This window comes from Microbacterium sp. NPDC057659, assembly GCF_042799915.1.
Classification (GTDB): Bacteria; Actinomycetota; Actinomycetes; order Actinomycetales; family Microbacteriaceae; genus Microbacterium.
The window spans coordinates 286,824-298,893 of sequence record NZ_JBHVHU010000001.1 but is presented as its reverse complement, the minus strand read 5'-3'; the positions used below and the strand labels follow the sequence as shown (position 1 = coordinate 298,893).

The window sequence follows — 12,070 nt, the reverse complement described above, 5'->3', positions numbered from 1 at the left end:
CGGCACCCGCCGGCCGCCCCCCCCCGGGGCTGGGCGCACCCCCCCCCCGCGCCGGGGGGCGCGCCCCCCCGGCGGGCCCCCGCAACCGAGGGCGGCGCCCCCCCCCCGGGGGGCCCCACCTCCTTCATCTGCGGATCAGAACGGCATCAGCGGGTCGACCGCGACGGCCAGGAAGATCAGCGTCAGATAGGTGATGGATGCGTGGAACACACGCATCGGGCGCGGCTCGTTGCCGTGCACGGCGCGGTTGTACAGGCGGTGCGACTCGTAGATGAACCAGCCGCCGAAGACGACCGCGGAGACGGAGTAGACCAGGCCCATGCCGGCGACCGGAATCAACAGCAGCGAGCAGGCGACGGTCGCCCAGGCGTACAGGATGACCTGCAGGCCCACCTGCGACGGGGAGCGCGTGACGCCGAGCATGGGCACGTCGACGTCGTCGTAGTCGTCCTTGTACTTCATCGACAGCGGCCAGTAGTGCGCGGGAGTCCACAGGAAGACCAGGACGAACAGCACCATCGGCGGCCAGGCCAGTGAGCCGGTCACAGCCGTCCACCCGATGAGCACCGGGAAGCAGCCGGCGATGCCGCCCCAGATGATGTTCTGCTCGGTCCGACGCTTGAGGATCATCGTGTAGATGACCACGTAGAAGAAGATGGCGACGGCCGACAGCGTCGCCGCCAGCCAGTTGGTCGTCAGCCACAGCCAGACGGTCGAGACGACGGCGAGGGTCCAGGAGAACACCAGCGCGCCGCGCGGCGACACCTCGCCGGTGACCAGCGGCCGGTTCTCGGTGCGCTTCATGTGCACATCGATGTCTCGATCGAGGTACATGTTGAAGGACGCTGCGGAGCCGGCGCTCATGGCGCCGCCGAGTACCGTCGCGAGGATGAGCCCGACGTCGGACCAGGTGAACGGCGTCCCGCCCTTGGCGAGGATCATGACCGGCACGGTGGAGACCAGCAGGAGCTCCATGACCCGGGGCTTCGTCAGCGCCACATAACCACGGATCTTCTGACCGAGCGAGTGCGTGCGGGCATCGGTCTGCGACACGGTCGTGATCGTGATCGCCTCCTCCATGCGAAAAGCTGACAGTTTCCTCTCAGTCTACGGCACCGGGCGCGCGTGACCGGCGCCGCAATCTACCGCTTCATGCCGTTCGCGCCGCACTATGCTGGGGATCACTCGCGCGCCCCAGACGCTGCACACTCACCTCCGTGACGACGCGGATCGCGCAGGAATACGGGCGCCTTTTTCCTTGTCAGAAGGGGCATGACCGTGGCGGAACTCATCTGGAACGATCTCGACCGGAGAGCGGTGGACACCGCCCGTGTACTGGCGGCGGACGCCGTGCAGAAGGTCGGGAACGGTCACCCGGGTACGGCGATGAGCCTTGCTCCCGTGGCCTATCTGCTGTACCAGCGGGTCATGCGCCACGACCCGGCCGACACCCACTGGATCGGCCGAGACCGCTTCATCCTCTCGGTGGGCCACTCGTCCCTCACCCAGTACGTGCAGCTCTACCTGGGCGGCTTCGGCCTCGAGCTGTCCGACCTCGAGGCGCTGCGCACCTGGGGTTCGCTGACCCCCGGACACCCCGAGTACGGGCACACCAAGGGCGTCGAGATCACCACCGGCCCGCTCGGCCAGGGCCTGGCATCGGCGGTCGGCTTCGCGTACGCCTCCCGCTACGAGCGCGGTCTGTTCGACCCGGATGCCGCAGCAGGCACCAGCCCGTTCGACCACCACGTCTACGTGATCGCCGGCGACGGGGACCTGCAGGAGGGCGTCACCAGCGAGGCCTCTTCGCTGGCAGGCCACCAGCAGCTCGGCAACCTGATCGCGATCTACGACTCCAACCAGATCTCGATCGAGGGCGACACGAATGTCGCCTTCACCGAGGACGTCCGTCAGCGCTACGAGTCCTACGGATGGCAGGTGCTCGAGGTCGACTGGCGTCGCACCGGGCAGTACGTCGAGGACGTGCAGGAGCTGGACGACGCCATCGAGCAGGGCAAGGCCGAGACCGGCAAGCCCACCCTGATCATCCTCAAGACGATCATCGGCTGGCCCGCACCGAACAAGTCCGGCACGGAGTCGGTGCACGGCAACGCGCTGGGCGCGGACGAGGTCGCCGCGACCAAGGTCGTGCTCGGCTTCGACCCCGAGAAGTCCTTCGTCGTCGAGGACGCCGTCATCGCGCACACCCGTGAACTCGGCGACCGCGCCGCCGAGGAGCGCGCCGCCTGGCAGACGACCTTCGATGCCTGGGCCGCGGCGAACCCCGATCGCAAGGCCCTGCTGGACCGCCTCGAGGCGCACGCACTGCCCGAGGGCATCGAGAGCGCGCTGCCGGTCTTCGAGGCCGGCACCGATGTGTCCACCCGCGCGGCATCCGGCAAGGTCATCAACGCGCTCGCGCCGCAGCTGCCCGAGCTGTGGGGCGGCTCCGCCGACCTGGCCGGTTCGAACAACACCACGATCGCGGGGGCCGCATCATTCATCCCCGCCGAGTGGTCCACGCACGACTGGAACGGCAGCCCCTACGGCCGTGTCCTGCACTTCGGCATCCGCGAGCACGCGATGGGCTCGATCCTGAACGGCATCGTGCTGCACGGCCCGACCCGTCCGTTCGGCGGCACCTTCCTCATCTTCAGCGACTACATGCGCCCCGCGGTGCGTCTGGCCGCACTGATGAACGTGCCGAGCGTGTTCGTGTGGACGCACGACTCCGTGGCCCTCGGCGAGGACGGCCCGACGCATCAGCCGATCGAGCAGCTCGCCGCGCTGCGCGCCATCCCGAACCTCACCGTCGTCCGTCCCGCGGACGGCAATGAGACCGCGGCCGCGTGGCTCGAGATCCTCAGCCGGCACGGCGGTCCCACCGGCATCGCGCTGACCCGCCAGAACATCCCCGTGTTCGAGCGCGGTGAGGGCGCGGCATCCGGCGAGGTGTTCGCCTCGGCGGCGAACACCTCGAAGGGCGCCTACGTGCTCGCCGAGGCGCCGAACGGCACCCCTGACGTCATCCTGATCGCCACCGGCTCCGAGGTGCAGCTGGCTGTCGCAGCCCGCGAGACCCTTGCGGGCGAGGGCGTGAACTCCCGCGTGGTGTCCGCGCCGTCGCTGGAGTGGTTCGCCGAGCAGGACGAGGCGTACCGCGAGAGCGTGCTGCCGAAGGCGATCACCGCCCGTGTCTCGGTCGAGGCCGGATCGGTGCTGAGCTGGCGCGGAATCGTCGGAGACCGCGGCCGCTCGATCGGCATCGACCACTTCGGCGCCTCCGCCGATTACAAGACCCTGTTCCAGAAGTTCGGCATCACCGCCGAGGCCGTCGCCCAGGCGGCGCGCGAGAGCATCAAGGAGAACGCATGAGCACCCCCACCGCAGACCTCTCGGCCGCCGGCGTCAGCATCTGGCTCGACGACCTGTCCCGCACCCGCATCAACTCGGGCAACCTGCAGCAGCTCATCGAGACCCGGAACGTCGTCGGCGTCACCACGAACCCGACGATCTTCGCCAACTCGATGACCAACCCCGACGACACGTCCTACGACGCCCAGGTGCACGAGCTCGCCGCATCCGGGGCATCCGCCGTCGACGCCGTGTTCGCGGCGACCACGCAGGACGTCCGCGACGCGCTGGACGTGTTCCGCCCGGTGTACGACGCCACGAACCATGTCGATGGTCGCGTGTCGATCGAGGTCTCCCCCGACCTCGCCCACGACACCGAGGGCACCATCGCACAGGCCAAGGAGCTGTGGGAGCGCGTCGACCGCCCGAACCTGCTGGTGAAGATCCCCGCGACGAAGGCCGGCCTGCCCGCCATCTCCGCGACGATCGGCGCCGGCATCAGCGTCAACGTCACGCTGATCTTCAGCCTGGAGCGCTACGCCGAGGTCATCGACGCCTACCTCACCGGGCTGGAGACCGCGAAGGCCGCGGGCATCGACCTGTCGACGATCCATTCGGTCGCCTCGTTCTTCGTGTCGCGCGTCGACACCGAGACCGACAAGCGTCTCGCGGCGATCGGCACCGACGAGGCTGCTGCGCTGAAGAGCAAGGCGGGCCTGGCGAACGCACGCCTCGCGTACGAGCTCTACGAGCAGACCTTCGCCTCGGATCGCGCCAAGGCGCTGCTGGATGCCGGAGCCACTCTGCAGCGGCCGCTGTGGGCCTCGACCGGCGTGAAGGACCCCGCACTGCCCGACACACTGTACGTCACCGAGCTCGTCGCCCCCGGCGTGGTGAACACCATGCCCGAGAAGACCCTCGAGGCGACCTTCGACCACGGCGTCGTCACCGGCGACACGGTGACCTCCGCGTACGACGCGTCGCGTGAGGTGTTCGCCGGGCTGAAGGCCGTGGGCGTCGACTTCGACGACGTCACCCAGGTTCTCGAGGATGAGGGCGTCGCGAAGTTCATCGACTCGTGGCACGACCTGCTGACCCAGGTCGCAGCAGGGCTCGAGGCCGCCCGATGAGCGTCGCGGTCCACGTCTCCGGTGCGGCGGCCGCGGCCGTCGAGGAGACGGTGCCGCGCCTGGTCGCAGAGCTCATCGCCACTCGGCTCACCAGCGGCGATCCGACCCTGTGGGGACCGGAGGCCGAGGCCGAGGCGTCGATCCGTCTCGGATGGCTCGAGGCTGTGGCGAACTCGCGGCCCCTGGTCGACGAGATCACCGCGCTGCGCGAGCAGCTCGCGGCGCGGGGTGTCGATCGCTTCGTGCTGGCCGGGATGGGTGGATCGTCGCTCGCCCCCGAGGTGATCACGCAGACGGCCGGCGTGCCGCTGACGATCCTCGACTCCACCGCGCCGGGGCAGGTCCTGGCCGCACTGGACGACGACCTCGAGCACACTGCGCTGATCGTCTCCTCGAAGTCGGGCTCCACCGTCGAGACCGACTCGCAGCGACGCGCCTTCGAGGCGGCCTTCCGCGACCTCGGCATCGACCCGGCCGAGCGCATCGTCGTTGTCACAGATCCCGGTTCTCCGCTGGACGCCTCGGCCCGTGAGGCCGGCTACCGCGTGTTCAACGCGGACCCGAACGTCGGAGGCCGCTACTCGGCGCTCACCGCGTTCGGCCTGGTGCCCTCCGGCCTCGCCGGAGCCGACATCTCCGAACTCCTCGACGAGGCCGAGGCTCTGATCCTGGAGCTCGCGCTCGACAGCGCGTCCAACCCCGCTCTGCGCCTGGCCGCGGCCATCGTCGGGGCGGACCCGCGGCCGGACAAGCTCGGCCTGATCACCGACGGCACCCACATCGTCGGGCTGCCGGACTGGATCGAGCAGCTCATCGCGGAGTCCACCGGAAAGGGCGGCACCGGCATCCTGCCCGTCGTCCTGCTGCCTGTCTCGCCCGAGGTGGAGAACAAGCCGGCCGACCTGCAGCTGGTGCGCCTGGTCGACGACGCCGACGAATTCCACCTGCCCGAGCGCCACAAGGGCGAGATCCTCGTCAGCGGCACCCTCGGCGCGCAGTTCCTGGTGTGGGAGTACGCGACCGCGATCGCCGGGTACCTGCTCGACATCAATCCGTTCGACCAGCCCGACGTGGAGTCGGCGAAGATCGCCGCGCGTGGCCTGCTCGACGCGCGCCCCGAGACCGCTCCCCCGGCGTTCGTCGAGGACGGCATCGAGGTGCGGGTCTCGAACCCCGCCCTCGCCTCCGCCGGCACGATCGAGGGCGTTCTCGACGCACTGTGGGCAGAGCTGCCCGCCGACGGCTACGTCGCCGTGCAGGCGTACGTCGACCGCCTCGACCTGCCGCAGCTGCAGGGTCTGCGCGAGATGGTCGCCGCCGACTCCGGTCGGCCCGCGACCTTCGGATGGGGCCCGCGCTTCCTGCATTCCACCGGCCAGTATCACAAGGGCGGTCCAGCGCAGGGCGTCTTCCTGCAGATCCTGGAGCGCACCGACGTGGATCTGGAGATCCCCGGCCGTCCGTTCACGTTCGGGCAGCTCATCGAGGCTCAGGCCGCCGGTGACGCCGCCGTGCTCGCGCAGCACGGGCGCCCGGTCGTGTCGTTGACGATCGCCGACGCGTCCGCCGACGTGATGGCGCTCTTCGAAGCCGCCCAGTGATCCACTGGCACCGTGACACCGAACGAGGCACTTACCGATGACAGCACCCATCTCGCGCGGGCACAATCCGCTGCGTGACCCCGACGACCGCCGCCTGAACCGGATCGCAGGGCCCAGCGCTCTGGTGATCTTCGGTGTCACCGGCGATCTGTCCCGCAAGAAGCTCATGCCCGCCGTGTACGACCTCGCCAACCGCGGTCTGCTTCCGCCCGGGTTCGCCCTGGTCGGCTTCGCCCGACGGGACTGGGAGGACCAGGACTTCGCGCAGGTCGTGTACGAGGCCGTCAAGCAGCACGCGCGCACGCCCTTCCGCGAGGAGACCTGGCAGCAGCTGCTGCAGGGCATCCGGTTCGTGCAGGGCACGTTCGACGATCCGGAGTCGTTCCGCCGTCTGCGCGAGACCGTCGAGAAGCTCGACGTCGAACGCGGCACGATGGGCAACCACGCCTATTACCTGTCCATCCCGCCGAAGGACTTCCCAACCGTCGCCCGCCAGCTCAAGGAGTCCGGTCTCGTCGGCGACGCGACCGACGACGACCAGTGCTGGCGGCGCGTGGTGATCGAGAAGCCCTTCGGAGACGATCTGGAATCGGCCAGGGCTCTCAACCGCGCGCTCGAGGTCGCCTTCCCGGCGGACTCGATCTTCCGCATCGACCACTACCTCGGCAAGGAGACGGTCCAGAACATTCTCGCGCTGCGCTTCGCCAACGAGCTGTACGAACCGATCTGGAACCGCAACCACATCGACCACGTGCAGATCACGATGGCCGAGGACATCGGCGTCGGCGGCCGTGCCGGCTACTACGACGGCATCGGTGCTGCGCGCGATGTGATCCAGAACCACCTGCTGCAGCTGCTCGCGCTCACCGCCATGGAGGAGCCGATCAGCCTCTCCGCCGAGCACTTGCGTGCCGAGAAGGAGAAGGTGCTGGAGGCCGTCCAGCTGCCTGCCGATCTTTCGCTCGCGACCGCACGCGGCCAGTACGACGGCGGATGGCAGGGCGGCGAGAAGGTCAACGGGTTCCTCGAGGAGGACGGGATGAACCCCCGCTCGACCACGGAGACATATGCGGCCGTCAAGCTCGAGATCGCCAACCGCCGCTGGGCGGGCGTTCCGTTCTACCTGCGCACCGGCAAGCGCCTCGGCCGTCGTGTCACCGAGATCGCCGTAGTGTTCAAGCGCGCACCGCAGCACCTGCTCGGCCGCACCTCGGAGCTCGGGCAGAACGCCCTGGTGATCCGGGTGCAGCCCGACGAGGGCGTCACGATCCGGTTCGGCTCCAAGGTTCCCGGCGCCGGCACCCAGGTGCGCGACGTGACGATGGACTTCGGTTACGGGCACGCCTTCACCGAGGCGAGCCCCGAGGCCTATGAGCGCCTCATCCTGGACGTGCTGCTCGGAGACCCGCCGCTGTTCCCGCGGCACGAGGAGGTCGAACTGTCCTGGAAGATCCTCGACCCGATCGAGGAGTACTGGGCCGCGAAGGGCGGCCCTCTCGAGCAGTACGCACCCGGCTCCTGGGGCCCGGCATCCGCCGACGCCCTGCTGGCCCGCGACGGACGAGTCTGGAGACGCCCGTGATCATCGACCTTCCCGACACCACCGTCAGCCAGATCGCCAAGCAGATCGTCAGGGTCCGTGAGGAGGGCGGCGTGGTCGCCCTCGGACGCGTGCTCACCCTGGTCATCGCCGCGCGCAACGGCGTGGCCGAGGACGCGATCGACGCCGCGAACGACGCCTCGCGCGAGCATCCCATGCGCGTCATCGTGCTCACCACCGGAGACGGCCCCGCCCGCCTCGATGCGCAGATCCGCGTCGGCGGCGACGCCGGCGCCAGCGAGGTCGTCGTCCTGCGCGCCTACGGCGAGGCCGCGAGCAACGCGGAGAGCCTCGTCACCGGCCTGCTGCTGCCGGATGCCCCGGTCGTGGCCTGGTGGCCCGACGAGGCGCCGACGGATGCCGCCGCATCCCCGCTGGGACACATCGCGCAGCGTCGCATCACCGACGCCGCGACATCGCCCGATGTCCGGGACCGTCTCGCCCTGCTGGGTCGTACGCACGCCCCCGGCGACACCGATCTCGCCTGGACCCGTCTGACGCACTGGCGCGAGCAGCTCGCCGCAGTGCTGGATCAGCCGCCGTTCGAGCCTGTCACCGGTGTGGAGGTGCGCGGTGCGGCGGCGTCGCCGTCGACGGCACTGCTCGCCGCGTGGCTGGAGATGGCGCTCGATGTGCCCGTGCGCTGGTCCTACGAGGACCCGGAGCACTGGCAGGAGGGCATCAAATCGGTGCGCCTGCGTCGCGCGTCCGGCGACATCCTGCTCGAGCGCCCCGCCCCCGGCGTCGCCGTGCTCACCCAGCCCGGGCAGCCGGACCACGAGCTGCACCTGCCGCGCCGCACGCTGCGCGAGTGCCTTGCCGAGGAGCTGCGCAGGCTGGACGCGGACGTCCTGTACGGTCGAGTCATCACCGATGGCTGGGAGCGGCTGGGACCGCCGGAAACGGGAGCATGACGATGGAGCAGGCGCGCGCGATCAAGACGGTCGTCGTCGAACCCACCCCGGCCGAACTCGCCGCGCGGGTCGCCGACCGCTTTCTGACCAGGGTGCGCGCCCGCACCAGGGACGGGCGCATCGCCCACGTCTGCCTCACGGGCGGTTCGATGGGCGGCGCCGTCCTGGCCGCCGTGGCCGCGCACCCCCGTGCCGCGAAGATCGACTGGTCTCTGGTGCACTTCTGGTGGGGCGACGAGCGCTTCGTCGCCCTGGACGACGCCGACCGCAACTCGCTGCAGTCCCGCCGCGCCCTGCTCGACCACATCCCGGTTCCGGCCGAGAACGTGCACGAGGCGGCCGTCCCCGGCGAGATGAGCCTCGACGAGGCCGCGCAGGCGTACGCCGCCGAGCTGGCACGGTTCGGCACGGACGAGCGGCCCTGGCCCTCGTTCGCGGTCTGCTTCCTCGGTGTCGGGCCCGACGGCCACATCGCGTCGCTGTTCCCGGATCGCCCCGAGGTGACCGTGACCGACGCCGCGGTGCTTGCCGTCCGCGACTCGCCCAAGCCCCCGCCGGAGCGGATCACGCTGACTCGTCCGGTGATCAACGCGTCGAAGCGGGTGTGGCTGGTGCTCACGGGTGCCGACAAGGCTTCCGCCCTCGGCCTCGCGCTGGCGGGCGCGAGCTATGCGAGCGTGCCGGCCGCGGGTGCGAAGGGCCGTCGCCGGACTGTCTTCTTCGTGGACGAGGCAGCTGCGTCCGAGGTCTCCCCCGACCTCATCGACCGCGACTACTGAGCGGGATCGTCCGGTCGAGCCGGAGCCTCCGTGGCGGGAGTGCCCGGTTCTGCCGGCTGCGGCTCGGAGCCGGTCGCCGCGGGGGTGCTCCCGCGCGTGATCGCGTGCTCCTGGCTCTCGCTGATCATCTGCGGGTGGTACCGGGCGAGTCCGAACACACCCCAGACCGCGATGCCGCCGGCGACTGCGAAGCCGATCTGCACCCACAGGGGTGCGGCGTCGGCCTCGCCGAGAACGAGGATGCCGATCAGCACGGCCACGATCGGATCGATGACCGTCAGGCCCGCGATGACGAGGTCGGGCGGCCCTGACGCGTAGGCGGTCTGGACGAAGTATCCGCCGGCCACGGCCGCGGAGACCAGGGCGATGACGCAGACAAGAGTCACCCAGTCGAACTCGCCAGCCTGGATGCGGCTGATCACCGCCTTCGCCAGAGTCGCGACGAAGCCGTACAGGATGCCGGCACCGGTGACGTAGAACAGCGCCCGCATCCGGTGACGCAGCACCAGCCAACTGACGAACAGCAGGATGATCACGACCAGCAGGATCGCCAGGATGACGAAGAGGTCGCGCTCGGTGATCTCGCGCTCGGTCGCGTAGATCGCCGCGAGCGTGACGAACAGGAAGATGCCGCCGACGCAGGCGATGATCGCGGTGAGCGACTGGCGTGTCGGGGACTGGCCCGAGATGCGGGCGTTCAGCAGGGTCGTGATGACCAGCGCGATCGCGCCGAGGGGCTGCACGACGATCAGCGGAGCCACCGCGAGAGCCGCCAGCTGACAGACCACCGCCAAGCCCAGCATGAGAGTGCCGATCAGCCAGGAGGGCCGTGTGAGCAGCCCCTTGAGCTGCGTCATCGAGAGCCCTGTGGCACCCTCGGTGCCCGTGATCCGCTCGACCTTCTCGACTCCGCGGTGCTGGTACTGGGCACCGAGCGACATGAACACCGCACCCGCCAGAGCGAGCGGAATCCCCATCAGCAGCCCGGGGTTCTGAAACACCCCGACCAGCTGGTCCGTGACTTCCCCCGCCATCCCCGCTCCATTCACACGTACGACTGTACCGGGCGAGGTTCCCGAACCAGGCGCACAGTAGGGTTGTGGCGTGACTGTTCTTGCCATCCGCATCATGGGCGACCCGGTTCTGCACGCACCAGCGGACGAGGTCGGTGAGGTCACCGACGAGGTGCGCACGCTCGTCGCGGACATGTTCGAGACCATGGACATCGCGCCCGGTGTCGGTCTTGCTGCACCTCAGGTCGGCGTTCCGCTGCGCATCTACACCTACTCGTACGTCGACGACGACGAGCAGCCCTGGCGCGGTGCGATCCTCAACCCGGTGCTGTGGATGACGCCGCCCGAGCCCGGCTCACCCGACCCCGACCTCGAGTCGGAGGGGTGCCTGTCGTTCCCCGGCGAGCGGTTCCCGCTGCGCCGCTCCGACCGCGTCATGGTGACTGGCACGGATCTCGAGGGCGAACCGGTGCGCATCGAGGTCGACGGCTGGCGCGCACGCATCATGCAGCACGAGTTCGATCACCTCGACGGCATCCTGTACGTCGACCGTCTCTCGGACGGCGATTGGAAGACCGCGCAGAAGATCGCGCGCAAACGCGGCTGGGGCCGGCCAGGGAAGAGCTGGATGCCGGGCGTCGACGACCTCGAGGGCTGAGCGGGCACCTTGACCCGAGAACGGAAAAGCCCCCGCCCGGAAGGGCGGGGGCTTTCTCTCGGCTCCCCCGGTTGGACTCGAACCAACAACCTGCCGATTAACAGTCGGCTGCTCTGCCAATTGAGCTACAGGGGATCATTCTCGGCTTGTCACCCTAGAGCGGGCAACTCGACAAGCTTAGCAAACTCCGGGAGCGCTCAAGAACACGGCGGGCACCCCGGGCGTGCCGCGCTCAGCGCTGCGAGTCGGCCTCGGCGTTGGGAGCCCAGATCAGGTCCTTGCCGACGCCGCGCGCGACCACGTGCCCGCCGCGGAGCATCAGCGAGGCGGCGTTCAGTTCGCGGATGAAGTCGGCGTCGTTGGTGACCATCAGGGCGGCCATGCCCCGTTCCTCACGTCGCCGGGTGATGGCGTCGAACACCACGTGGCGCACCTCCAGGTCCAGGTTCGCGAGGGGCTCGTCCGCGATGAGCACACGCGGCTCCATCACCAGCGCTCGTGCGATCGCGACGCGCTGACGCATCCCGGCGCTGAGCTCGTAGGGGAACTTGCTCGCCGCGCCCAGCGGCAGGTGGAGCTCGTCGAGCAGCGTCGCGACCCTGATCGCGAGCGCCTTGCTGTTGATCCTGCGCTCACGGATCGTGATCGGCTCGCCGATGATCTCCCCGGCGGTCAGCCGCGGGGGCAGATCCCCGCCTGCGCCCTGTCCGACGAAACCGGTGAGCGCGCCCAGCATCCGCTTCTTCCGGCCACCGCGACGGGCGTCGATGCCGCAGACCTGCGCGCGTCCGCCGACGATCCGCAGAGAAGGGTCCGTCGATCCGGACAGGGCGAGCACGAGGGTCGACTTCCCGGAACCGGTTGCGCCGCCGACGCACAGCAGCTCACCCGGCGGGAGGGTGAACGTGACTCCGTCCACGGCTCTCGTCGCACCGCCGTGTCCGATGCGGTCTATGACCAGGTCGGAGCAGTCGATCGCGGCATCACTGACGGGTCGGGGCATGCTCCCATCCTGCCCGAC

At 69.6% G+C, this 12,070-nt stretch carries 10 protein-coding genes and 1 tRNA gene; 7 read left to right on the top strand and 4 right to left on the bottom strand.

Annotation, left to right across the window (positions count from 1 at the left end):
• Window positions 1-135 precede the first annotated feature (135 nt).
• Window positions 136-1,068: a heme o synthase gene (locus tag ACFVAE_RS01420; protein WP_378890438.1), complete on the bottom strand. Its 933-nt coding sequence runs from the start codon at window positions 1,066-1,068 to the stop codon at window positions 136-138.
• A gap of 204 nt (window positions 1,069-1,272) precedes the next feature.
• On the opposite strand from ACFVAE_RS01420, the gene tkt reads away from it, so the two are divergent.
• Genes tkt through pgl form a run of 6 tightly spaced genes read left to right on the top strand, consistent with a single transcriptional unit; the run spans window position 1,273 to window position 9,378 of the window.
• Window positions 1,273-3,375, top strand: a complete 2,103-nt coding sequence (gene tkt / locus ACFVAE_RS01415; protein ID WP_378887174.1) for a transketolase — start codon at window positions 1,273-1,275, stop codon at window positions 3,373-3,375.
• Window positions 3,372-4,484, top strand: a complete 1,113-nt coding sequence (tal, locus tag ACFVAE_RS01410; RefSeq protein ID WP_378887172.1) for a transaldolase — start codon at window positions 3,372-3,374, stop codon at window positions 4,482-4,484. Before tkt ends, tal begins: the two co-directional genes overlap by 4 nt.
• Window positions 4,481-6,085, top strand: a complete 1,605-nt coding sequence (locus ACFVAE_RS01405; RefSeq protein ID WP_378887170.1) for a glucose-6-phosphate isomerase — start codon at window positions 4,481-4,483, stop codon at window positions 6,083-6,085. Before tal ends, ACFVAE_RS01405 begins: the two co-directional genes overlap by 4 nt.
• Window positions 6,086-6,122: 37 nt before the next feature.
• Window positions 6,123-7,667, top strand: coding sequence for a glucose-6-phosphate dehydrogenase (gene zwf, locus ACFVAE_RS01400; RefSeq protein WP_378887168.1), 1,545 nt, complete (start codon window positions 6,123-6,125; stop codon window positions 7,665-7,667).
• The gene (locus tag ACFVAE_RS01395; RefSeq protein ID WP_378887166.1) at window positions 7,664-8,599 is read left to right on the top strand and encodes a glucose-6-phosphate dehydrogenase assembly protein OpcA; all 936 of its coding nucleotides are present in this window, start codon (window positions 7,664-7,666) and stop codon (window positions 8,597-8,599) included. Before zwf ends, ACFVAE_RS01395 begins: the two co-directional genes overlap by 4 nt.
• A 2-nt stretch (window positions 8,600-8,601) precedes the next feature.
• On the top strand, window positions 8,602-9,378 hold the full coding sequence (pgl, locus tag ACFVAE_RS01390) for a 6-phosphogluconolactonase (RefSeq protein WP_378890435.1): 777 nt from the start codon (window positions 8,602-8,604) through the stop codon (window positions 9,376-9,378).
• Here pgl and ACFVAE_RS01385 read toward each other — a convergent pair.
• Window positions 9,372-10,412 (bottom strand): DMT family transporter, encoded by a 1,041-nt coding sequence (locus ACFVAE_RS01385; RefSeq protein ID WP_378887164.1) that lies wholly within the window; start codon window positions 10,410-10,412, stop codon window positions 9,372-9,374. The two genes, pgl and ACFVAE_RS01385, sit on opposite strands and share 7 nt — an antisense overlap.
• A gap of 70 nt (window positions 10,413-10,482) precedes the next feature.
• Here ACFVAE_RS01385 and def point away from each other — a divergent pair, with 70 nt between their 5' ends.
• Window positions 10,483-11,049 (top strand): peptide deformylase, encoded by a 567-nt coding sequence (def, locus tag ACFVAE_RS01380; protein WP_378887162.1) that lies wholly within the window; start codon window positions 10,483-10,485, stop codon window positions 11,047-11,049.
• A gap of 62 nt (window positions 11,050-11,111) precedes the next feature.
• Here the strand turns inward: def and ACFVAE_RS01375 are convergent.
• Together ACFVAE_RS01375 and ACFVAE_RS01370 are read right to left on the bottom strand one after the other, a co-directional pair.
• A tRNA-Asn gene (locus ACFVAE_RS01375) sits at window positions 11,112-11,184 on the bottom strand.
• A gap of 97 nt (window positions 11,185-11,281) precedes the next feature.
• A complete protein-coding gene (locus ACFVAE_RS01370) occupies window positions 11,282-12,052 on the bottom strand; it encodes an ATP-binding cassette domain-containing protein (RefSeq protein ID WP_378887160.1) in 771 nt (256 codons plus the stop codon).
• Window positions 12,053-12,070 lie beyond the last annotated feature (18 nt).

What these genes read in the sequence shown, in the direction of transcription:
- ACFVAE_RS01385 (WP_378887164.1), bottom strand. Translation starts at nt 10,412, where the DNA reads ATGGCGGGGGAAGTCACGGACCAGCTGGTCGGGGTGTTTCAGAACCCC.
- tkt (WP_378887174.1), top strand. Translation starts at nt 1,273, where the DNA reads ATGACCGTGGCGGAACTCATCTGGAACGATCTCGACCGGAGAGCGGTG.
- tal (WP_378887172.1), top strand. Translation starts at nt 3,372, where the DNA reads ATGAGCACCCCCACCGCAGACCTCTCGGCCGCCGGCGTCAGCATCTGG.
- ACFVAE_RS01370 (WP_378887160.1), bottom strand. Translation starts at nt 12,052, where the DNA reads ATGCCCCGACCCGTCAGTGATGCCGCGATCGACTGCTCCGACCTGGTC.
- pgl (WP_378890435.1), top strand. Translation starts at nt 8,602, where the DNA reads ATGGAGCAGGCGCGCGCGATCAAGACGGTCGTCGTCGAACCCACCCCG.
- zwf (WP_378887168.1), top strand. Translation starts at nt 6,123, where the DNA reads ATGACAGCACCCATCTCGCGCGGGCACAATCCGCTGCGTGACCCCGAC.
- ACFVAE_RS01405 (WP_378887170.1), top strand. Translation starts at nt 4,481, where the DNA reads ATGAGCGTCGCGGTCCACGTCTCCGGTGCGGCGGCCGCGGCCGTCGAG.